At 43.6% G+C, this 23,849-nt stretch carries 17 protein-coding genes, 1 tRNA gene and 1 pseudogene; 5 read left to right on the forward strand and 14 right to left on the reverse strand.

From position 1 onward, the window contains the following. Nucleotides 1-142: 142 nt before the first annotated feature. The 5 genes and pseudogenes from QL919_RS06540 to QL919_RS06560 form a co-directional block, all read right to left on the reverse strand. Nucleotides 143-907 (reverse strand): annotated as a pseudogene (locus QL919_RS06540) (IS5 family transposase). A gap of 541 nt (nucleotides 908-1,448) precedes the next feature. Beyond that, nucleotides 1,449-2,513, reverse strand: coding sequence for a CaiB/BaiF CoA-transferase family protein (locus QL919_RS06545; protein ID WP_290188769.1), 1,065 nt, complete (start codon nucleotides 2,511-2,513; stop codon nucleotides 1,449-1,451). Next, on the reverse strand, nucleotides 2,506-4,677 hold the full coding sequence (locus tag QL919_RS06550; RefSeq protein ID WP_290188770.1) for a 3-hydroxyacyl-CoA dehydrogenase NAD-binding domain-containing protein: 2,172 nt from the start codon (nucleotides 4,675-4,677) through the stop codon (nucleotides 2,506-2,508). Before QL919_RS06550 ends, QL919_RS06545 begins: the two co-directional genes overlap by 8 nt. Before the next feature lie 77 nt (nucleotides 4,678-4,754). Beyond that, the gene (locus QL919_RS06555; RefSeq protein WP_290188771.1) at nucleotides 4,755-5,963 is read right to left on the reverse strand and encodes an acetyl-CoA C-acetyltransferase; all 1,209 of its coding nucleotides are present in this window, start codon (nucleotides 5,961-5,963) and stop codon (nucleotides 4,755-4,757) included. A gap of 82 nt (nucleotides 5,964-6,045) precedes the next feature. Next, nucleotides 6,046-7,197 (reverse strand): acyl-CoA dehydrogenase family protein, encoded by a 1,152-nt coding sequence (locus QL919_RS06560; RefSeq protein ID WP_290188772.1) that lies wholly within the window; start codon nucleotides 7,195-7,197, stop codon nucleotides 6,046-6,048. A 282-nt stretch (nucleotides 7,198-7,479) separates the two neighbouring features. On the opposite strand from QL919_RS06560, the gene QL919_RS06565 reads away from it, so the two are divergent. Next, nucleotides 7,480-8,124, forward strand: a complete 645-nt coding sequence (locus QL919_RS06565; protein WP_290188773.1) for a TetR/AcrR family transcriptional regulator — start codon at nucleotides 7,480-7,482, stop codon at nucleotides 8,122-8,124. A gap of 153 nt (nucleotides 8,125-8,277) precedes the next feature. Here QL919_RS06565 and QL919_RS06570 read toward each other — a convergent pair whose 3' ends face one another. Further along, nucleotides 8,278-9,960: an NAD-dependent malic enzyme gene (locus QL919_RS06570; RefSeq protein WP_290188774.1), complete on the reverse strand. Its 1,683-nt coding sequence runs from the start codon at nucleotides 9,958-9,960 to the stop codon at nucleotides 8,278-8,280. A gap of 503 nt (nucleotides 9,961-10,463) precedes the next feature. Here QL919_RS06570 and QL919_RS06575 point away from each other — a divergent pair. After that, on the forward strand, nucleotides 10,464-10,832 hold the full coding sequence (locus tag QL919_RS06575; protein ID WP_290188775.1) for an MliC family protein: 369 nt from the start codon (nucleotides 10,464-10,466) through the stop codon (nucleotides 10,830-10,832). Between the two features lie 265 nt (nucleotides 10,833-11,097). Here QL919_RS06575 and QL919_RS06580 read toward each other — a convergent pair whose 3' ends face one another. Continuing rightward, nucleotides 11,098-11,775 carry a cupin domain-containing protein gene (locus tag QL919_RS06580; RefSeq protein WP_290188776.1) on the reverse strand — a complete coding sequence of 226 codons (678 nt, stop codon included), beginning with the start codon at nucleotides 11,773-11,775 and terminating at the stop codon, nucleotides 11,098-11,100. A gap of 52 nt (nucleotides 11,776-11,827) precedes the next feature. Next, complete coding sequence (locus tag QL919_RS06585) at nucleotides 11,828-12,691, reverse strand: universal stress protein (RefSeq protein WP_290188777.1); 864 nt, start codon at nucleotides 12,689-12,691, stop codon at nucleotides 11,828-11,830. Nucleotides 12,692-13,059: 368 nt separating this feature from the next. On the opposite strand from QL919_RS06585, the gene QL919_RS06590 reads away from it, so the two are divergent. Continuing rightward, complete coding sequence (locus QL919_RS06590; RefSeq protein WP_290188778.1) at nucleotides 13,060-13,593, forward strand: DUF2058 domain-containing protein; 534 nt, start codon at nucleotides 13,060-13,062, stop codon at nucleotides 13,591-13,593. A gap of 130 nt (nucleotides 13,594-13,723) precedes the next feature. On the opposite strand, the gene QL919_RS06595 is transcribed toward QL919_RS06590, so the two are convergent. The 3 genes from QL919_RS06595 to speB form a co-directional block, all read right to left on the reverse strand. Further along, nucleotides 13,724-15,130 carry a YjiH family protein gene (locus tag QL919_RS06595; protein WP_290188779.1) on the reverse strand — a complete coding sequence of 469 codons (1,407 nt, stop codon included), beginning with the start codon at nucleotides 15,128-15,130 and terminating at the stop codon, nucleotides 13,724-13,726. Between the two features lie 126 nt (nucleotides 15,131-15,256). Then, entirely contained in the window at nucleotides 15,257-16,960 is a 1,704-nt protein-coding gene (locus QL919_RS06600; protein ID WP_290188780.1) for a 5-guanidino-2-oxopentanoate decarboxylase, read from the reverse strand. Between the two features lie 170 nt (nucleotides 16,961-17,130). Beyond that, the gene (gene speB / locus QL919_RS06605) at nucleotides 17,131-18,099 is read right to left on the reverse strand and encodes an agmatinase (RefSeq protein ID WP_290188781.1); all 969 of its coding nucleotides are present in this window, start codon (nucleotides 18,097-18,099) and stop codon (nucleotides 17,131-17,133) included. A 255-nt stretch (nucleotides 18,100-18,354) separates the two neighbouring features. Here speB and QL919_RS06610 point away from each other — a divergent pair, with 255 nt between their 5' ends. Next, nucleotides 18,355-19,266, forward strand: a complete 912-nt coding sequence (locus tag QL919_RS06610; protein ID WP_290188782.1) for a LysR family transcriptional regulator — start codon at nucleotides 18,355-18,357, stop codon at nucleotides 19,264-19,266. A gap of 89 nt (nucleotides 19,267-19,355) precedes the next feature. Here QL919_RS06610 and QL919_RS06615 read toward each other — a convergent pair whose 3' ends face one another. The 3 genes from QL919_RS06615 to QL919_RS06625 form a co-directional block, all read right to left on the reverse strand. Beyond that, nucleotides 19,356-21,146, reverse strand: coding sequence for a potassium/proton antiporter (locus tag QL919_RS06615; RefSeq protein ID WP_290188783.1), 1,791 nt, complete (start codon nucleotides 21,144-21,146; stop codon nucleotides 19,356-19,358). Between the two features lie 180 nt (nucleotides 21,147-21,326). Continuing rightward, a complete protein-coding gene (locus QL919_RS06620) occupies nucleotides 21,327-21,662 on the reverse strand; it encodes a GlpM family protein (protein WP_290188784.1) in 336 nt (111 codons plus the stop codon). 172 nt (nucleotides 21,663-21,834) lie between these two features. Continuing rightward, nucleotides 21,835-23,499, reverse strand: a complete 1,665-nt coding sequence (locus QL919_RS06625) for a thiamine pyrophosphate-binding protein (protein WP_290188785.1) — start codon at nucleotides 23,497-23,499, stop codon at nucleotides 21,835-21,837. A gap of 258 nt (nucleotides 23,500-23,757) precedes the next feature. Between QL919_RS06625 and QL919_RS06630 the strand changes: the two genes are divergently transcribed. Next, nucleotides 23,758-23,832 (forward strand) — tRNA-Gly (locus QL919_RS06630). Nucleotides 23,833-23,849: the final 17 nt, after the last annotated feature.

Consider the following 23,849-nt stretch of genomic DNA (forward strand, 5'->3'; position numbering starts at 1 on the left):
TTTAATGGGGGTTGCAGTTTGCTGAGTATGGCTTGTTTACGATCGTCACTATATCTTGGCATGATTGGTCCTTGTGCCCCCCATTTGGATTAATATTTAGGGGTGACAACTATCCTGCCATAGGGGGAGGGTGTGTTGACAATTACCGTAAATGGATAATCGTCGCTGCTAAATAGATATTAGCAGCAAACGACTCATCCGTTTTTTCAGCACGCATGGCCATTTTCTTGAAATCTTTCAGCTTACAGAAGAAGTTCTTGATTAAATGACGCCACTTGTACATTTCTTTATCGAAATCTCGTTGCTTTAAACGCTCGTTGCTTTAAACGAGAGCGTTTAGGGGGTATGACCGCTTTGCTACCACGCTCTTTTCAGTCTAGCAGTAGCCAATCCGTGTCAAAGGCTCTATCAGCAAGCAATGCATCAAACTCTTTGTCTTTCATTAAAGGGTTAACGCCAGCCATGTCATGCTGTTGTCCTTTCAATAAAGTAAAATCAACAAGGTTGCCTCATGCATCAACCATTGCCATGATTTTAGTGGTCATACCGCCTCTTGATTTGTCAATTTCCTGATGACAAGCCCCCCTTTTGCGCCTTGTCCATGACGATGTACCTTAACAATAGTGCCATCAATCTTGGCATACTCTAAATCTGAGTCATTCAGAGCATTAAATAGCTTGCTGAATCTATCGCTTTTTACCCATCGACGGTAGCGCTTATAAACACTGTTCCAGTTACCAAATTCAGGGGGTAAATCTCGCCACGGACTACCTGTTCGGACAATCCATAGAACAGCTTCGATAAATAGTCGATTATTTACGGCTGTTCTACCAACATCGGTCTCTTTACCTGCACAATACGGTTCTATCTTTGCCCACTGGGCATCACTTAGTGTTAATCTTGTCATAACAATATGATTATCAATTATTCTCTATATGTCAACACACCCTAAAATATCTTTATTTCAACCACATATAAATAAAGCCAGCTAGCAGCTAGCTTTTTTGATACCTTGAACTGAATACTTGTCCCTTACTGTTAAGTATCAGTAGATAGCAGCCATAACTATTTAGACTTTTAGAGAGTATCAATACTATTAATTTGATACTATTTTGATACTCTAAATTTATTGATACGCATATCTACTTGTTGATAGGTATATTTATCTTTTAATCCCATCCTTTAATGGGAAAGGCTTTCAGACAATAATTGCAGCTAATTATCGCCATCCATTGTGTATTGTTGTTGTAAAAACAAGGACTCATAATCCTTTGGTCGTAGGTTCAAGTCCTACTGGGCCCACCAAATTCAAACCCCTTTAAATCTGTAGATTTAAAGGGGTTTTTTATTGTCTGAAATAAAAATAATGGGTTAATTAGGGTTTGAACTAGTTATCTAGGACAGTCCCCTATTGGTTTTAAATAACTTATGACTGTAAAATATTACCACTATAATAATTGCCACCCAGGCGTTGAATTATAGTCATCTTGATGAGCAAATAAAGGATGTGCTTTTGCCTCATCTAAGGTTAGCACTGGTGTGACGCAAACATCAGTGGATTCAAAAACCTGCTGCCAATGAGCAAGATCATGGCTGGCAAAGTTATCAGCTATCACTTGTGCTGCCTCTTGACTGTCCTTGGTATTAGGCATGACCCCCATTTGCCAATGCTTAGTCTTAAGCTCAGGCAATTCTAATACCTCACATAATCCTTGCCAGAACTTTAACTCTAAAGAGCCGACCGCTATATGACGACCATCCGCGGTTTTATACAACCGATAACAAGGCAATAAACCACCTAAGAAATCATGTTGCGGCTTTGGTTTTTTGCCAGAAAAGCTCGCCACCAGTTTCCCAGTCGCCTTAGGCATGACCAGATGCTGATACAAGCTGTGAGTCATACTGACGGCAACGTGGCGACCTTTTCCCGTGCGCTGTGCTGAAAACACAGCGGCCAAAAGAGCAATCACAGCTGTGTCACTGCCGCCTGCCAAGTCTGCAAACTGGATATTAGGCACTGCCTGATCGCCATTTGCCGTCTTGAGCTGGTCAAGCACGCCACTCATCGCCATAAAATTGATATCATGACCCGCTTTATCCGCCCAGTCATGAGTGATGACGTCGCTATCAGCTACGCCATAGCCAGTAATCGATACTATGACCAGCTTTGGATTAATGGCATGCAAAGTCTTAGCGTCCAGTCCCATACCCTCAAGGACACCGGGGCGGAAACTATCGAGCATCACATCGCTATCTTTAAGATGCGCTTTGATAGCTTCAATACCTGCTGGATCACGGAAATCAACTTTTTGAGTCTCTTTACCATGGTTCAATGCGGTAAACAGCTCGCCAAAAGCGCGGGCTGGATCGCCATTAAGCGGTTCAATCTTAATAATATCCGCGCCCAAATCTGCAAGCAGCCTAGTGGCAAAAGGCCCTGGTAGGTTGCGCGTCAAATCAACGACGCGTAACCCCTGCAGGCAGTCTTTCATAGCATCAGCTTGATTAACCATCTACAAACTCCTCGCCTTTCTCGGCCATTTCCACTAATATTTGAGCAGGTGCAAAACGCTCACCGTATTTGCTCGCAAGCTCTCGACTACGCTCTACAAATTTGTCGACACCTACTGAGTTGATGAACTGTAATGTACCACCTTGGTTTGGCGCAAAACCCCAACCGAAGATAGAGCCGACGTTGGCATCAGCCACCGTACGAACCACGTTTTCCTCGAAACACTTCGCGGTCTCATTGGCTTGCACATATAGCAAACGGTCTACCAAGTCTTGCTGAGACGGTTGCTCATCTGTCGTTGGGTACAGTTCAGTGAGCTCAGGCCATAGATGCTTTTCACCAACCTCAAAATAATCATAGAAGCCTTTAGCAACTTTTTTACCTTCACGGCCAAGTTCTTTGACCATTTTCTCGACCACTGGCATGGCAGGATGCGGAGTAAAGGTTTTACCTTCTGTTTCCAATGCCTTTTTAGTTTGCTCCATCACGTGTAGTGACAGACTTAATGACACTTCATCTTGTAGTGCGAGTGGCGGCATTGGCATACCAGACTTCATACCAGCAACTTCAATACTACGAGGATGAATACCCTCGCCTAGCATAGCGATACCTTCTGATACGTAAGTACCAAAGACGCGAGAGGTGTAGAAGCCGCGGCTGTCATTGACAACAATTGGCGTTTTAGCAATTTGACCAACATAATCAAAGCCTTTGGCTAGCGTTGCATCGTCCGTTTCTTCACCCACGATAATCTCAACCAACGGCATCTTATCTACTGGAGAGAAGAAATGTAGACCGATGAACTGGTTTGGACGCTTGCTGGCTTTGGCAAGCTCAGTGATAGGCAAGGTTGAGGTATTAGAAGCATAAACGGCAGTCTCTTGAATAACGGCTTCAGATTTACGTGTACATTCTGCTTTAATATCTACATCTTCAAAGACGGCTTCGATGATTAAATCACAGCCTTCTAAGTCATCATAAGACGTTGTGGTTTTAATAAGATTTAATAATGCTTGTTTTTTCTCTTCCGTTGAACGACCACGGCTGATAGCCTTGTCTAGCAGCTTAGTGGAATAGTTTTTGCCTTTTTCGGCACCTTCGATAGCCGTATCGAGCAATACCACTTCCATACCTGCCTTGGCTGAAACGTAAGCGATACCAGCGCCCATCATACCGGCACCAAGAATACCGACTTTGCTCACCTTGGAGCGCTCAAACCCTGCTGGGCGTGACTGACCTTTTTTAATGCTATTTAGCTGCGTCCAAAGGGTATTGATCATGTTTTTGGACACATCTGATAGCGCACAGGCGACAAAAAAGCGCGACTCAATTTTAAGTCCGTTGTCGATATCGGTTAAGCAGCCCTCAAACACACTAGACAAGATATGGGTGATTGCTGGATAGTTACCGTGCGACTTTTGATTGGCCATCGCTGGGGCAATTGAAAATACTTGCACCACTTTCGGATGCTTGCTGTCGCCACCTGGAATTTTAAAACCTTTTTTGTCCCAAGGCTGTTGAGCTTTTGGATTTTCATTGATCCACGCTTTTGCCTTACTGATAAGCTCATCATTGTTATGAGCAACGTCATCGATAAGACCAATTTCTAGCGCTTGCTGTGGGCGAAGCTCTTTACCTTGCGTCATCAGCTCAAGTGCTTGTTGAATACCAACCAAACGTGGCAGACGCTGAGTACCACCGCCGCCAGGTAATAGACCTATTTTTACTTCAGGCAAACCAAGTTTGGTTTTTGGCGAGTCAGTCGCGATACGATAATGACAGGCTAAAGTAAGCTCAAGGCCGCCGCCAAGCGCTGTACCTGTAATGGCAGCAACAACTGGTTTACCTGAAGTTTCAAGTTTACGCAGACTGGCTTTTAAATCTTCAGCCAAATCAAATATTTCTTTGGCCGTTTCTATAGTGGCCAGTTGGTCAATATCTGCGCCGACCACAAAGGTTGATTTGCCAGACGTTAGGATCAGACCTTTTGCTTCTTCATCGTTGACAAAAGCATCAGTCAATTTGGCAAAGGCATCATTAAAACCATCGCCGATGACATTCATCTTGCGGTTTGCTTGATCGATAGTGACCGTGATAATACCGTTATCGGTTTCGGCGGAAAAATTATTCAATGCATTGATGGTATCTACGATTTTAGTGCTCATATTCAGTCCTTCTTAATTTATTATGCTGTACGATTGGTCATCGAACACCGCTATTTATAAATGTTTTATCAACGTTTTTATACACGTTCGATGATAGTCGCAATACCCATACCACCGCCGACACACAATGTAATCATCGCAGTCTTCAGGTCGCGGCGCTCAAGCTCATCAAGCACAGTCGTCATCAACATCGCGCCCGTGGCGCCAAGAGGGTGACCCATCGCAATAGCACCACCATTGACATTGACTTTATCTAATGAAATACCAAAGTCGCTAGCGGTGTTCATTGGGACAGCAGCAAAGGCTTCGTTGATCTCCCAAAGGTCAATATCAGCAGCCGTCATACCCGCTTTATCTAAGGCTTTTTGGCAGGCAGGTGTCGGACCGGTCAGCATAATGGCAGGCTCGGAGCCGATGACCGCTGCCATGGTAATTTTGGCACGGGGTTTAAGGCCAGATTTTTGACCGGCATCCGCACTACCGACGAGACAGATTGCCGCACCATCAACGATACCCGATGAGTTACCAGCGTGATGCACATGGTTGACTTTTTCAATCGTGGTGTATTTGTCTAGTATCACGCTATTAAAACCCATTTTTCCTGGCATCATAAATGATGGTTTTAGACCAGCTAAAGTCTCTACAGAAGTGTTTGGACGAATGGTTTCATCTTTGTCTAATAGCAATAAACCATTTAAATCTTTGACAGGCACCACTGATTTATCGTAGTAGCCTTTTTCCCAAGCTACGGCGGCTCTTCTATGTGACTCTGTAGCAAACTCGTCAACATCTTTACGACTAAAGCCTTTTAAGGTTGCAATAGTATCAGCGCCAACGCCTTGTGGGACAAAGCTAGTCGCATTATTGACTCGTGGATCCATGTACCAAGCACCGCCATCAGAACCCATAGGAACGCGGCTCATCGATTCAACGCCCCCAGCCACAACCATCTCTTCCATACCGGACATCACTTTGGCAGCAGCTAAATTGATAGACTCAAGACCAGAGGCGCAGTAGCGTGATAAGGTCACACCTGCGACACTTTGATCCCAGCCAGCATCAATAACAGCAATACGCGCAATATCAGAACCTTGCTCACCGACTGGCGTCACACAACCAAGCACGACATCGTCGATGAGGCTAGTATCTAAGTTATGGCGCTGCTGCATCTCTTTGAGTAGGGTGCGTGTCAACCAAATCGGCGATGCTTGATGCAAAGCGCCATCCTTTTTTCCTTTACCACGTGGGGTACGGATAGCATCATAGATATAAGCAGTCTGGGTCATAATAAATCCCTTTAATATTTAATTGGACATATGATAAATAATGAAGTTTTGAGAAGAGCATACTCTTCTCAATCATAAGCTATTACATAAAGCGTGAAGCCAGCTCTTTCATGATCTCATTGGTGCCACCGTAGATTTTTTGGACGCGAGCATCAGCATACATACGAGCGATTGGATATTCTGACATATAACCGTAACCGCCAAATAACTGTAAGCACTCATCCATCGTTTTGCACTGTTTTTCCGTCACCCAGTACTTAATCAGCGAGGCTTGCGGTGCGGTTAACTTACCCGCAATCATCGCTTCAACAGCAGAGTCACACAATGCTTTTACCGCTAGGTAATCCGCTTGAACTTCAGCGAGCTTAAAGCGCGTGTTTTGGAACTTCCAAATCGATTTCCCAAAGGCTTCACGCTCTTTTACGTATTCAAGCGTAAGCTCTAACGCTAGCTTGATAGCGCCACAACCGCTTAGCGCAATAATCAAGCGCTCTTGTGGCAACTCTTGCATCATTTGGATAAAACCAAGACCCTCTATACCGCCCAATACATTTTTCTGTGGGACACGAACATTACTGAAGAATAGCTCTGAGGTATCTTGAGCAGATAGACCCGTCTTTTTAAGGTTACGGCCACGGGAGAAACCCTCTAGACCGTCCGTTTCAACAATGATAAGAGAAACACCCTGTGCACCCTGTTCGCGGTCCGTTTTACAGGCCAATACAATCAGATTGGCGTGCTGACCATTGGTGATGAATGTTTTTGAACCGTTGATAATATAGTCATCGCCATCTTTAACCGCATAGGTTTTAATTGCCTGTAAGTCAGAACCAGTCGTTGGCTCAGTCATCGCGATAGCACCAACAGATTCGCCCGTGGACAGTTTAAGCAACAATGATTTTTTCTGATCTTCAGTGCCGTGCTTTAAAATATATGGCGCCACAATACCTGAGTGAACCATACCACCAAAACCAGCTTGGTTAGCCTGTGCTTGCGCTAACAAAATAGCTGCTTCGTGGCCGAAATCACCACCGCCACCACCGTACTCTTCAGGCATTGATGCACATAAAAAACCCATATCACCTGCCTCTTTCCAAGCTTCACGATCAATCATACCGTTTTCACGCCACTGCTCGTCTTTCTCTTCCCAGCTTTTAAACATCTTCAAAGCACTGTCATATACCATGCTATGTTCTTCGGTCATCCAGTTCGAGGTAAAGGCTTCAATACTCATGCTATTCATCCTTGATATAAATTAGAATACGATTAAATTGACGGTGTTAGAATTAGAGCTTCATAAAGTACAATAACCAATTTATGGTAATATAAATTACCCTTTATATTGAAGCTCTAAACATATAAAAAATAATAACTCATGACGAATATACTAGATTAACCAAAAGCTTTGTTCAATAAATTTATATAAAATGGTAATACCCATTACCTAATCTATCTTTCATCAATCAGATAAATATATTTACTTTATCTCAATCAAAATATATAGGAGTAAATGATAATGGTCAGCTCAAAAGATAAAACGGTGACGCCTCAGCAATTGGCACCGCTGTCGGATATGCGCCCCGCCACCTTGGATAAGATTGAAAAAGCGGTTCGTAAAGTGTTCGCAGGTTTCGATCCTAGTGAAGTAACGATGGTGCAAATTGCCAAGTCTGCCAATGTCTCATTGCAAACTCTTTATAAATACTTTGGTGACAAACAAACCTTGTTTAATACCATTATGGATATCGTGCTTGGTAGATTGGCGGCACGGATCATGGATCACTTACAAGGTATTGATAGCGTCAAAGATCGCCTGCGAAAGACGCTTTGGGTATGTTTTGATTTTGTAGATAGCCATCCAGATGCGGTGATGGTGCTATCCTCGATATCGGTATCACGTATTCGCAGCATCGCTATCTATGAAAATAAAGAGCTGATTGGTGCCTTTTTGGATGTATTAGAAGATGGACAAAAACGTGGCGTATTGAACGACAGCGTACCGCTATATATTCTATTCGATGTGTTTATGGGATTTCTTAGCAGGCTAGGTCTAATGCACATCATGCGTCAGACTAACACCCCAATAAATGATGATTTTGACGCCCTATTTATTATTTTATGGCGGGCAATATCTAAGCCTGAGATAGAGAGACTTCAATGATAGGTGGTGTACCAGAAAGTATGCTGAGAAACCACAGGAGGGGTGAATGTCTTTCGGTCCACGGCATAAAAATACCCCATAAGTTGTGTCCAACTTATGGGGTTCAGTTACTGTAAGCGTAGCACTGGGCTTGTCTATATCTAACTTATAAAACTAAAAAGAAGTACGGCGATAGTTGCGATATTCAGGTAACCAAAAATTCGCTTTTAATCGGCGTTGTAGATTCTCCGCGGTGATAGGTAATGCCAGCTTATCTTCAACCGCTTGCCTTGCCACTGCGTAGGCAATCTTTTCACTAATCTCTTTAATAACTTTAATGGGCGGTAGTATGGCACCGGGTGCTTTTTCGTACTCCATGGATATATCTGCAAGCGCTTGGCTTGCTGCCATTAGCATATTATCGCTGATGCCCGTTGCATGTGATGCTAAAACACCTAGGCCAATACCGGGGAATATATAGCTGTTATTACACTGAGAGACCTCAAAAGTCTGACCGTCAAAAGTCGTATGAGGAAAAGGACTACCGGTTGCAACAATCGCCTTACCTTTACTCCAACTTGTTACTTCTTGCGGTGTCGCTTCAACACGAGACGTTGGGTTTGAAAGCGGCAATACAATTGGATGTTCAGTATTAGCGCATAACGTTTCGATTACCTCTTGAGTAAATAGACCTTTTTGCCCGCTTACACCGAACAATACCGTTATTTTTGCTTGCTTAACCACTTGCGCTAAACCAAGTTTCTGACTCTTATCCCAATGTGCAATATCTGATTCTTTTTGTACTAACGGTACTTGGAATTTTTGTAGTTCTGTCATGCTATCAGTAAGCAGACCATAACGATCCACCATAAATACTTGGCTACGCGCCTGCTCCTCAGTCAACCCTTCACGCTGCATTTGGCGAATAATATGTTCGGCGATACCGCAACCTGCTGACCCTGCACCTAGGAACGCTATTTTTTGTTGGCTAAGCTTCTGTCCTTTATTTAAACAGGCAGCAATCAATGTACCCACTGACACAGCAGCGGTTCCTTGAATATCATCATTAAAGCAACATAGCTGATCACGATATTTATTCAATAACGGCGTGGCATTTTCTTGGGCAAAATCTTCAAATTGTAAGAGCACCTCTGGCCAACGACGTTTGACCGCTTGAATAAATAAATCGACAAACTCATTATATTCATCACCAGAGATGCGTGGATTTCTCCAGCCCATGTACATAGGATCGTCAAGCAGCTGTTGATTATTGGTACCTACATCTAATAAGATCGGTAGGCAATAAGCCGGACTAATACCACCACAGGCCGTATATAGCGACAGTTTACCAATTGGAATCCCCATTCCACCGATACCTTGGTCGCCTAAGCCCAATATACGTTCACCATCAGTGACGACGATTACTTTTACTTTCTGTTTAGTGGCGTTTTGCAGCATATCATCGATTTTATGACGCTCAGGATAAGAGATAAACAAACCGCGTTTACGGCGATAAATTTGCGAGAATTTTTCACACGCTTGACCAACCGTTGGGGTATAGATGAGCGGCATGACTTCCTCAATATGCTGCTCAATTAAATGATGGAACAAGGTTTCATTGGTATCTTGAATATTACGCAGATAAATATGCTTATCCATTGCATCGGTGAATGAGCGCATTTGGTGATAAGCACGCAGAGATTGCTCCTCAATCGTTTCAATGTTATGAGGTAATAAACCAGTTAAATTAAAGCTATCACGCTCTTCTGATGAAAAAGCACTACCTTTGTTCAGTAAAGGGGTTTCTAATAGAGCAGGTCCAGCAACAGGAATATATAAAGGACGCTTGTTTGGCATAATAGAATCTTCTTATTAGGGACGTATGAGTGAAAACTATGCTAATGCTGCATTATACATAGCATCAGCCCATACTTCACAATAGATAACAAAATCATTTTGAGCAAGTATGGCTCTAAACCTGATTAGTTACCTATCAAAGGCGTCTATACATGGTTTACGCCTTATATAAGCTAAGCTGTGTAGAGCACAATCAATTTAAGCTTCGCAAACCAGACCGCCTATCAGCTGCACTTCATTCATACTTAAAAATAGAGCTTTATTCATTGCTGCTTATCATTGTTAGATACGCGCCACTCAGACTATGCACTGGTTGAGAAAGTTGTGCAAGAAGTCAATGATAGAATAGCAGCACGCCAAGTCAGTACATCATCAGCTTCCATATTAGCGACTGACTTTGAATCGTCAAATAATGGCTAAGGCTGATAAAATAGACATGGCTTGTTGTAAGATATGCCTCGCATTATTACCCTTATGAATCATTAGTACCGTTGAGAAATATTATGAGAAAACTCCTGATCATCACTCCTATTATGTTGTTATTAGCGGCATGTGCGACTAACGCACCCATGAATAATAGTAATAACACGCAAGCACAGAAGTCGCAAACCTTTACCTGTAATGATAATGCTAAAGTGACAGCCGCTTATTCAGCGAACGGCAAAGTTGCTAACCTAAGCTATACACTGCCTAAGCTTGGCTTAAGTAATCAAAAAGTTAGTCTTAAACAAGCGGTGTCAGGTTCTGGTGCCCGTTATGTTAAGGAGTCAAGCTCCAAAGCCAGCTACGAATGGCAGACTAAATCTAATGTTGGCGTCCTGAGTATTCGCTCAGTAAACGATCGTAAATACAGCGTTACTTGCCGACTATAAGAGCATTAACATTCCTTTCTAAACAATACCCCTTCTTTAAGTAATACCTTTTCCTAAGTAACCCTTCTCCTATTATTAGGGATATCTAATAAAAAAAGTGCCAGTCGAAACTGACTGGCACTTTTTTATTAAGAAAATCTAACGTCTACTAAATAACAATGATACTACTCGCTACCATTATTATGATGCTGATGCTGATGCTGGTGGCGTACCTTCAGCGTTGGATACGACAGTGTCGCATTGAAACCATCATCTCCATAACGTCTTAACTGGCTTCTAGACCAATGATTTTTGTTAGGTGCCCAGTCTTAAGATAAACAGTCGCACCTTCAGGACCAGACGTCAACTGTGACTGCTCATTAACAGGCAAGCGTATCCAACTGCGGGGCTTAAAAAGCTCGCCACTCTCTATCAACTCACCTTCTAGCACCATAATTTCTGCGCCGCCACCGACCGTCTCAATAAATAGTCGCTCATCTGCTGCTAAGCGCTGCAAACTGACTTGCTCATACTCACTCGAGAACAGCTGACAAACCTCACGACTGTTTTGGTGCTGCCAATTGCTATCGTTACTAGTATCGATAGCCACATGTTGCGCTTCATCGGCTGGCATCTGTCTGAGCTTCACAAAAATAACCGCGCCTTCGTCACTATAAGGCTTATGGCCTGACGCTGGTGGATTGCGTAGATACCAACCTGCAGGATAATGCTTGTCATCTGCAGAGAATGTGCCTGATAACACAAAAATCTCTTCGCCACCTGGATGCATATGATGTGGAAAATAAGAATGGGGTGCATAGCTTACAAAGCTGGTCGCACGGGCTTTTTCTTCGCCCACACGGTCTAGCATGACTCGCTCTACCCCATTTTGTGGTGACTTTATCCACTGGTGATATTCAGGTAGCAATGAAGCCCGTTTCGTGAAATCGGCATTAATCAACATACAATATCATCCAAAAGTAAAAGACGTCTTTATCCATTATAAAATTTAAATCCTAACGCACTAAGATAACTGGCGACAGTGTACTGGCGATAATCTCTGTGGTGGTACTACCTAGAAACAACTGCTGTAATTTTGAATGACCGTAAGCGCCCACCACCATAATATCGATGTTATTTTCTAATTGAAATTTTAATAAACCATCCACCGCATCGGAGGCAGATAAATGATGCGCCTCTACGATAAAGCCGGCATCTTCTAGCTGCGCTGCTGCCGCGCTTAAGCTTTGTTTAGAAGCATCGTTATGGTTGCCTATCATCACGATATGACCTGTGAGACCTTTTAGTACAGGGCTTCTTGCAACCATCCATGCTGCTTTTATAGCGGTTTTACTGCCATCAAAAGCAATCATATAAGAGTTTGGCGCTTTGAATTTTTCTGAACAAATAAGTATAGGAATATCTGATGCACGGGCAACCGTTTCTATTTGACTGCCTATATTAATGCGGCTGTTTTTGTGATCTTCGCCGCGTCGTCCCATGATGATGGCGCGGTTCTCTGATTTGAAGTGCTCGATTGCAGGCAGTAGCTTACCGCGGCGCTGGTATATATGGATAGGTAGTTGCTCAAAGCTGCTATGAATATAGCTTTTTGCATCTTGCACCAGTGCATTACTATAACTATTGACGATTTTAGCTCTTTGCTCGTCCAGCTGCGTCAACTCCTCTAATAAAAACTGGCGACTATTGACGCCTATCGCACCCGATAAGTCGCGTCTGGTCGAGGCAGGAACGTCACTGACATGTAGCAATGCCACTGGCAAGTTTAGTGTATTGGCATACCACGCTGCATAGTCACAAACCGATTCAGTCACTGCCGAGCCGTCGATACAGGCTAAAATGTGCTGTGATGTTGTCATAATCTGTCCTTAAATGAAGTTATTTAACCCTATACAGCTTTTGCTACTTGGCTAAGTCTGATGTAAAAACGTTCATTATTTCTCAGATATGCACTCGAGAATCAATCATAAAAACACTTAACCATTAACTCGATAATAACCAATTCAGACCACTTCATCCAGTGATGTCTACCTATATCGCTATCGACCTCCTATTTATGGCAAAATAATTGCTGTCATTGGCATGCCTAACGGCTATTTTTCGGAATTTTTCTTTCTCAGCCGAGAAGCATTATGTTCAATGTGTTGAACAACATGACCAAGTAAATTTTGCTACAATGGTTTTTTAGACTTCGTGATGTCAGTATCATTATTTAGGTGATTGGATTATGGCAAAAAATGCCCTTCAGGCTCAATTATTAAAAGCTGGTTTGGTTGATAGCAAAAAAGCCAAAAAAATCAGTAAACAAACTCAGCATGCCAAGCGCACTGGCGACCCGTCAACTGTCGAGGCCAAAAAAGCGTTGGCAGAAGCCCAAGCCAAAAAGCTGGAAAAAGACCAAAAGCTCAATCAAGAGAAACAACGAGCGTTAGAAGAGAAAACGCTAAGAGCCAATATCATCCAGATGATTAAACAGCATCAAATTACAGAAACGCAGGGTGAGATTACCTATCAGTTTGTCGACGATGCTAAAATTAAAAAGATTTATATCACCCAAAAGCTTTATGATCAAATAGTTGCAGGTCATGTGGTAATAGCACGCTTAGAAGACAGTTATGCGCTACTACCTCGCCCACTAGCAGATCGTATAGACGCTAAGATGGAAGGCTTTATGGTGGTATCTAATGATACGTCTGCAGAAGAGTTGGCAGAGGATGATCCTTATGCCGCGTATGTGATTCCAGATGACCTAATGTGGTAGTCCTGAATCGTATTGCTAGACGTCAAACCAAACCCCTTGTATAGAGTTCTATACAAGGGGTTTATTATCATACGAAGCATTTTGAAAGACTAAATCAAAAGACTGAATCAGTAGGAAGGTGCAGCTCGCTTTAGTACAGTAGATGTGCCACTGAAGTAATGACCACCAAACTGATTAACGTACGTAAGATGAAAATCATAAACAGCTCTAGCACGTTAAGCTTAATGTTTGATTTCAAAATCAGCGCGCCAACCTCAGACATATAGATAATCTGGGTAATGGAGGCCGCCCCGACGATAAAGCGTGTCATCTCGCTCTCAATACTTTTACCGACCAAAGCTGGCAAGTACATATCAGCAAAGCCCATAATCATGGCAGGTGCCGCTTCTGCTGCCTCTGGAATTTGTAATAGCTCAAGCAATGGCACAAGCGGTGCAGACAACCAATTAAACACAGGGGTATATTCTGCTAAGCCAAGACCAATAGTACCGATAGCGAAAATCACCGGAATCAAACCAAAGTAGATATCAAACAAATTCTTTAAGCTATGTTTGAATACGCTACCCAAACTTGGCATAGAGTGTGCGCGTGTGACGGCACGATTGACTGCCCATTGGTAAGTGGAGTACTGCGCAGGAATACCCTCATCCAGCATGCTTTTACCAGAATGATAAGTATCAGGTTTTAACGATAGCGGCGGTATACGCGGCATAATAATGGCGGCGATAAAACCAGTCAATGCGATGGTCAAGTAGAAGAAAATAAAATTGTTATCGACGCCGATGGTTTTGGCAACGACATAGGTAAAGGCGATGGATGTCACCGAAAAAGTAGTGGCGATAATCGCTGCTTCACGTTGGCTATAGTAGCTCTTATTGTACTCCTGCATGGTCACAAGCAAGCCAATAGAGGCTGCGCCAAACCAAGAAGACATCGCATCGACAGCAGAGCGCCCTGGCAGTTTGAACAACTTCACAAAAACCTTGCTGGCTAACGTACCCAAAAACTCCATCAAACCAAAATCGGTAAGAAATGGTAAAGATAAAATGGCAAAAAAGAACAAAGGAATCAAAATGGGAATCAAGTCTTCAAAAATTACGCCGCCAGTATTACGGTTGATAATAAACTCAGGGCCGACTTGTAAATAAATCATCCAGGCAAACAGTGCACCTAAAAAGCGCGCGGCGAGCCAAAACCAATCCACATCAAAAAGTTTCCCCCATAGAGATTCTGCGTGAAAATTGGGTCTGAATAGCTTGACTGCCAACGCGCCAATAAAAGACGTCGTCACAATGGCCAATGCGGCATAAACAACATAACTGCCAAGTGACGCTTGCAAGGTATCTGTTAGGACACCCAATAAGATAGTGACTTTACCATTCCACTTAAAAGGTATAATAAATAACGCCATACCTAGCGCTGAAAACAGTAAGAATTTCCACATTGATGCTCGCCACTGATCGCCTTGCGGCGTTTCTGGATCGACAGGGTCATTCCCCAAAATCGGCTGCTGCGACTTATCGATATAGTTCGTCATTTAACTCCTCCTTGATAGGCGACGATCGCCAATTTTTATTTTCGCTGTCTGACCGATCCCTAGTTTAGCGAATTGAGCAAATAACCTGATGCAATTTTATGGTTTATTTTTCACGCACGTGACTCATTAACTAAAACAGGTAAAGCTCTTACCCATTTCAACAAGAAATTCATCGGCTTCATCAACTTCATAAATAATCGGTTGTTTACCTTTGATGTCCGTTTGCAATGCATCTAGTAGCTGCTGCTTATCGGTAATTCTACGATAACCAGCGCCAAATCCTGCTGCTAACGACTCGAAGTTCGGTGTCTTAATACTGACGCCAATCAATGGCAAACCGCCCTCTTCCATATAGCGTCGAATCTCACCATAACCTTGGTTGTTCCATAATAGGACAATCAATGGTAGCTCAAGCTCAGCCGCGCAAATAAGTTCTGCAATGGTAAACTGAATACCACCGTCACCGATAAGACTCACAACCGGCAACTTCGAGCCAATCATTGCGCCAATCGCGGCAGGCAAGCCATAACCTAAGGTGCCAAACCCAGTCGATGAGTTAAACCACTTACGGGTCGCCAACGCCTCAAAGCCAAGGTTGCCGCTATAGACAGGCTGCGTCGAATCACCAACGAAGATGACATCTTTTACTTCATCTCTAATCAGTTGAAGCAGTGCATTTTGACCAGCAAAGTCTGGCATCATAACTTCTATTAACGCCTGCTTTGCCTCGATTACTCGTGACGCTGCTTGATGATTAAGCTGATGACTTTCTAAACGTGTACAGAGGCCGCTAATCGCCATCTGTGCATCAGATAGTACCGCGATATCCGCTCTAAAAGGATGTTGCAACTGCTGAGCATCGCAGTCAATACGAATGAGTGTACCGTTGATTTGGAACTCGCCATTAAAGAAGACGTCGTAATCGGTCTCACCAAGCTCAGTACCAATCGCCAATACCAAATCAGCCTCAGCAATGACGGCGCGACCGGCGTCTAATGACTGATTGCTACCCAAACTCAACGGATGACCAGGTGGCAATAAACCTTTAGCATTGATGGTCAAAAATGTTGGTGCATCTACCAGCTCTGCCAGTTTTTGCGCATCCTGATCGACATCGACACAGCCGCCACCGTAAAGTACTACAGGGTTTTTCGCTGTTTTTAATGACTGTACGATTAGGTCTAATTGCGTAGGATTCGGCAGTGGTCTTGTGACCTGTGGTAGGCTCAAGCTATTTGCTACAGCATTTAAATCAGACGGTTTAGCGACATGACTGGCATCTGCCGTAATCACATCGATAGGCAGCTGAATATGAACTGGTCCCGGACGCGCGCCATCAAATAACGCAAAGGCTTCGGCGATAACTTTAGGTAGCGCCTCAGGTTGCCAGATAGTTTTACTCATGAGCGCAACTTTGCTAACCATACCTTGCTGATCGTGCAACTCATGCAAGTGCCCTTCACCGCTACCCGTATCTTTAACTTTATTGACACTCGATATCACCAGCATCGGTATGGAATCTGCTAACGCTTGTGCCATTGCAGTCATGATATTGGTCATACCGGGGCCGGTGATAATAAAGCACACCCCAACTTTGCCAGAAGCACGGTAATAGCCATCAGCCATAAAACCTGCGCCTTGCTCGTGACGCGGCGTAACATGGTCTATATTGGTGTTAGGCAGACCACGATACAGCTCTACCGTGTGCACACCAGGTATACCAAATACGGTCTCCACACCGTAATACTCTAACCATTGCACCAATAGCTCACCACAAGTCAGAGGTGAGGTTGTTGGCAATGAAGAAGGCGCTTGCGTTGATTGCGTCATGAGTAGATCATCCTAAAAAAGTTCGCTGAATATTCAGGCAATTATCAAAACTATCAAGTCTTCAGCTCCAAGCAACCTTTATATTATTGATATATAAAGGTTGCTTATTATAAAGACTGTTTTGTCAAAACTGTTTTTTCAGGACAGTTTCATCAAGATAAGAGCTGCGATTAGTAGACTGCTTTGACTTTGTCGTCATAGCGCACACCTGGCAAGATACATAGCATCTCGAATAACAAGTTCGCTGCTAACACAGAGGTGTTGCCAAAAGGGTCATATGGCGGTGACACTTCTACTAAATCTCCACCGACCACGTCAAGGCCACGCATACCGCGAATAATCTCGATACCTTGAGTGGACGTCAAGCCGCCAATTTCAGCAGTACCCGTACCAGGCGCAAATGCTGGATCAATGCCATCAATATCGAAACTCAAATAAACAGGACCATCGCCTAACTTTTCACGCACTTCTGCCATCAATGGCGTCAGCGACTTATACCAGCACTCTTCAGCAGGCACAACGCGAAAGCCCTGTTCAGTAGACCAATCGAACTCTTCAGCACTATAGCCAGTACCACGTAAGCCAATCTGTACTACGCGATTACCATCAATTAAATTCTCTTCAACAGCACGGCGGAACGGTGTGCCATGAGCAATTTTTTCACCAAACATATCATCGTTGATATCAGCATGAGCATCGATATGCACCATACCAACAGGGCCGTGTTTTTTGGCAAGCGCACGTAGAATTGGTAATGCAATCGTGTGATCGCCGCCCAAGGTCAATGGGATAGCGCCATGACTGACAATTTTATCAGTATAAAACTTTTCGATGATATCGACGCTTTTCAGCAAGTTAAAGGTGTTGATAGGTACATCGCCAATATCAGCGACTTGCAAAGATTCAAAAGGAGCTGCGCGCGTCGCCACGTTATAAGGGCGAATCATGCGTGATTCATCACGAATTTGTCTGGGACCCAATCTTGCGCCGCTACGGTTTGACGCACCGATATCTAAAGGCACTCCAACAAATGCTACATCTAGCCCTTCAGCATCCGCTTGGGTTGGCAGGCGCATCATAGAAGCAAAGCCACCAAATCTTGGCATATCGTTGCCGCTTAATGGTTGATTGAATTTCATAAATCACATCCTTGTTTTGATTCGTCAAAATAGACAATTTTTATATGCTGATTTCTATATGACTTTGACAATACCTAAATATCAACAGCGAGACCATGGTAAAATTTAGAAGTAAACTTCTGATTTTTCGTAGTAACTGTGATTTATTCGTTATTCACAGAAGTTTAGTTAAGGAACTTATTTTACACAGCTCGTTTTAGATAGCTCGTTTTAGACAGCTTAGTGTAGATAACAAATATTGGAGCATGACTCTCAATGCTAGATGAACTGATAAAAATAGACATTAAAACCCTACGCAGCTTTATGGCTATTGTAGAGTGCCAAGGTGTGACAGCCGCTCAATCTCGTTTAAATATAACGCCGTCTGTCATTAGCGGTCATTTAACCAATTTGGAAGATCGTTTGGATATGACGCTTTGTCATCGTGGGCGAGCAGGCTTTAAGCTGACGGAGGACGGTGCAGCCGTGTACGAGGCCTGTTTAAGCTTCACCGAAGCGGCAGCCAGCTTCCAACATCAACTGCATTATATTCGGCAATTGGACTCGGTACGCGGTGGTCATATTCGACTGTGTTTGATCGATCAGATGCCAACGGTTTTTTATGATGCGTTACGTCAGTGCTTAGCAGCGAGCTATCGTAATAACCCACTGATACATTTTTCTATCGATGTGCAAAGCCCTGAGGGTATGCTCGACAAATTACTTAGCAATGAAAGTGATATTGGTGTGGGCTATTTTGGCAGCTTTCCACCATTATTGACTTACCAGCCAGCATTTATCGAAAAGCAAGTCGTCTGCTGTGGGCGCGAGCATCAGTTGTTCTATGAGTCTGAAGGGCTAACCTTTGAGAACTTGGAGCAAAACTATCCTTGGATTAAAAGAGGTTATATTACCGACTTGAGTATCAACCATATTCGCCCAAAAACTTTAAGCGCTACCACCTATCATATGGAAGCAACCGCACAGTTAATTTTGGCGGGTCATCATGTCGGCTACTTGCCCAATGATTTAGCAAAGCGCTATGAAGAGATAGGGATGATGAAAATACTATTGCCGAATGAAGCAAGTTATGAGGTAAAGCATCATTGGGCCTATCGAGAAAACTTGCATAAGCATGTCGCTGATTTTTTACACCAAATGACAAGCCTGCTATCAATAAACAACTAGGGCATGTTTTCAACCTGAGCATTTTGGCCTAGCGCCTCTTTGTTACGTACCGGCTTATGCATCAATATAAGCCGGTACGTAACAGAGCATTACACCGCTTTTGCCAGTTCCTCATGCTTTAAACCAATAGTTCTCAGCTTACCTTTGTCATCGACTTCTTTGATGACCAGTGACCACTCATCGCTTATCGCTACCGTGTCACCCGAGACTGGTGCCATCTCCAAGCTACTTTTTACATACTCAGCAACCGTTTGATCCCACATGCTTTTTGTGTCATCTTCAGGCTTTGACTTTAGTTTATCTACCAGCGATTCAGAGGTCATAATGCCGGTAAAAAATGGCAAATCGCCAAGCTTGACGCTGGGTGACAACAACCAATCGCCATAGAAATCATCAATAGCTTTACGATCTAATGTGGTGTCATTGAAAATCTTGGCAATTTTGCTGGCATGGTTGCCACGCATGGCATACCAAACACTGTCGCCAAATTTGAGCTTGGTGTCGTCCTCGACCACCACGACTTGTTGCCCTCGTACCAGTGCGAACACACTAATCTCATCAGGGCTAATACGTTTAGAGATACCCATCGGGTGGCGACCAATCGCAAACGCGCCCGATTGCACCTCGAACTCATACAAAGTAATACTGGCCTTATCTGACACCCAAACTTCATGTTCTTCTTTTGGGTCTTTATTGGTTGGGATACGAACCTTGAATAGATTTGCCATGATCGGAATGGTCGTCCCTTGCAATATCAATGACAGCACCACAACCCCAAAGGCAATATCGAACAACATAAAGGCGCCCTCTATCCCCGCCATGACTGGCAAAATAGCCAAGGTAATAGGCACTGCCCCGCGCAAGCCAACCCAAGAAATAAAGCCAATCTCTCTGTCTTTAAATTTAAACGGTTTCACACTGGTATAGACGGCTATAGGGCGCGCAATCAATATCATAAAGGCGGCAATTGCTACTGAATAATGCCAGACGTTGATGACGTTAGACGGTGTAACCAGTAGACCCAAAACCACGAACAGCACTGCTTGAGACAACCAAGCAAAGCTATCCATCACGCGCATGACATGCTCTGTTGAGCGTACTTTATGGTTACCGATGAGCACACCTGTCAGATAGACTGCCAAAAATCCACTACCACCAAGCAAGTTGGTCGCGGCGAACACTGCCAAACCAGCAGACAGTATCAAAATAGCGTACATGCCCTCTGCCAAATGTACTTTGGGCAACAATCGAGACAACAGATAGCCAAACAGTAAACCCATGCCTAGGCCGACACTCAATTGCTGTAACAGCAAGACTAAAAAGCCGATAGCTGTCTGACCTGCCGGATCAACATTTAAAGCAATCAACCCTGTCACTAACAGAATGGCCAATGGGTCGTTGGCGCCAGATTCCAACTCTAGTGTGGCTTGGACACGGTCATTCAGCTTGACCCCGCCATTACGCAATAGAGAAAATACCGCTGCCGCATCGGTCGAACCAACAATCGCCGCCATCAACAAACCAAAGCGCCAATCGACATCGAGCAACCAAGTAACGAATACGCCTAGTACCATGACGGTTGCGAGGACACCCCACGTAGCCAAGGTAATCGCAGGTTTAAGACCAACTCGGAACGACTTAAAAGAGGTGCGCAACCCGCCATCTAACAAAATACAGGCCAACGCTGCCTGACCCACAAAATTGGCAATGGCATATTGAGAAAACTCAATCCCTAAAATACCTTCCTCGCCCGCCAACATACCTACGACCAAGAATAGCAATAATAATGGAACGCCCAAGCGTGCCGACAAGGTGCTCGCCATAATACTGGCGAAAATTAACAATGCTCCTACGAGATATAGGATATTTAAGGTATCCATCTTTTTTAAGCCCTATTTTTATCAGTGATGACGAGTTGCGTTATTGCGATAGTGTTGACCTTACTGTGCTGCGGGTACGTTATTTATGAGATTGTAGACAGAATAATAAAAGCGCCCTTAAGAATAACATCGATGAGCAAATCTAGAGAACCTATATTTCACTCGCACTATACTTAAATATTATGCTTGAATGTACTGCCACGTGATGACTAAGATGGCTGCTGCCACTGTCCAAGCAACCACGCCCAACAAAAGCGCCTTATATAAGCTGATGTAATTGATGCTAAAAAACACCACAAAGGTATAAATAAGGTGCGGTATGACACCCAACATACTAAAGATTAATGCCACTCTTAAATCTGCGGCACTACGCTCTGTCCCGACAATAAAATGGCTGATTAAGGTAAATGTGGGGAACAGTGGTGCCAACGCTGCCAAATAAAAGAATCTTGTCTGCGCGAATAGTTGAATAATCAATACCATCAAGGCGCCAATAAGCATTTTTAGCCAAATCATGATGGCTCATCTCCAGTCAGCAGTTAATGACTTAATTTATCACGATAATCAACGCCTAGAGCAAAATGGCTAGCAATAAATAATGGTTGTCATAAAATATAAAAAAGCCCTACTCAGCTTATTGCTGAATAGGGCTTTTGGGTTCTAAAACCTAAGGTATTTATGATACGACTTATGATGGCTTAAGTGCTGCACTGATATCGGCGAGCAGCGGCGGAATATCGTGTTTATCTGCGATAACCTCTAGCATTACTAACTTATCAGTAGTTGCGGCAGCTTTTTCAAGGGCAGCCTTCAATTCACCAGCGGTCTCTACTTTGAGAATTAAGCTGTTTTCTTCAGTGGCACCGAAGGCTTTTGGCATTATCTGCCAGTCACATTTAGGAATGTCATTATAGGGTTGGTTTTCACCATGAATGGCTCTCTCAACTGTATAACCATCATTATTGACCAATACAATCACAGGATTAATACGCTCTTTAATCATGACTGCGACTTCCTGTACCGTGAGTAAGGCTGAACCATCCCCAATCAATAACACACTGCGCTTATTCGGCGAAGCAACGGCAGCGCCCAAACTTGCCGGCAACGTATAACCAATTGAACCCCACATCGGCTGCCCATAAGAGGTCACCCCTTCTGGCAGACGCACATCACTGATACCAAAGTAAGCCGTACCTTGATCAGAAAACACCACGTTATTATGATTTAAGTGATCTGCAATGATGTGCCAAAGGTCATCTTGACGAATCGGCTCATCGTCTTTGCCTTTTTGCTCATGCGGCTTCATCTCTTTACAGAACTGCTTGGGTACGATATTGATACCTGAGGTCATCACTTCATGCAATGCTTGCAGAGAATCCTTTAGTGCTATCGGTGCAAAGTTTCGACCACTGATGGACGCACGCTCATAATGCAAATCAACCACCACCTCTTCATTGATATCTTGGCTAAAGCCTGCCGTGGTGGTATCGGTATACTGTACACCAACCTTAATTAAGCACTCACAGTTTTCAACAGCATCTTTGACGACTGGACGTGACGCCACACCAGCATAAGTACCAGCCCAGCGCTCGCTGTTCTCATCAAGCAGCGTCTTACCCCATGACAGCGTGGTATAAGGAATATCAGTATCAGCGATGAGTGCTTTGAGCTGATTTTGCAATCCCAATCGATGTACCATCAAATCTGCCATCAGCGTAGTTGTCTTGTTCGGTAAAAACTCTATCAATGCTTGTTTGAAATCTGCTAGAGCAGCTTGGCTGGTGATGTCTTCTTGACTGTCATCAAGCTTAGTCGTCGGTGGATAAATAGGCATTTTTGCCACATCCGGTGACAGCAGTAAGTAGCCTGGGCGATGCTTTTTCAGTATCAAGCGAATGACGCGGTCAATCTCTGAAGCAGCGTTTTCTGGCGTTATTTTGGCACGTGCGACAGTGACTGGTTCAACCATTTTAATAAAATGGTTGAATACGCCATCTCCTAATGTGTGGTGAATGCGACGTTTGGAATCTTGCAACGCTGTGCTTGGTGCACCAACGATATGCAGTACTGGCGCGTACTCGGCAAAAGAGCCTGCGGTGGCATTAATCGCTGATAGCTCGCCCACACCAAAAGTCGTCACCATGGCAGCAAAACCGCGCTCACGTGCGTAACCATCGGCAGCGTAGCCAGCATTTAGCTCATTGGTATTACCCACCCAGCGCAATTTATCGGAAGCGATAACGTTATCCAAAAACGTCAAATTAAAATCACCCGGCACACCAAATATCTCAGTTGCACCCGCTTCAGCGATGCGATCAAACAAATAATCAGCGATGGTATATTGTTGACTCATTTCTTATCCTTTGACTTATCATTCTAAGTATTGTTGATTGTGAATTTTATTATGACTACCTATAAAGTGCATCCCTGCTTATTTATTTAATGCAAAGCTTTTGGAATGCATATTATAAGAAACTGTTATAACATACATTTATGACCAGATGACATACTGTCTTGCTAACTTTTACTTTTTTTCGTGATATGTGTTGACACCCTCAAAAAACTGCGTATAATACGCCTTCATCAACTGACGACAGTTAATTGATAATCAGCGGGAATAGCTCAGTGGTAGAGCATAACCTTGCCAAGGTTGGGGTCGAGAGTTCGAATCTCTTTTCCCGCTCCAAATACTTAAAAAGCCTC

Source organism: Psychrobacter sp. APC 3426, assembly GCF_030408035.1.
In the GTDB taxonomy this organism is placed as follows: Bacteria; Pseudomonadota; Gammaproteobacteria; order Pseudomonadales; family Moraxellaceae; genus Psychrobacter.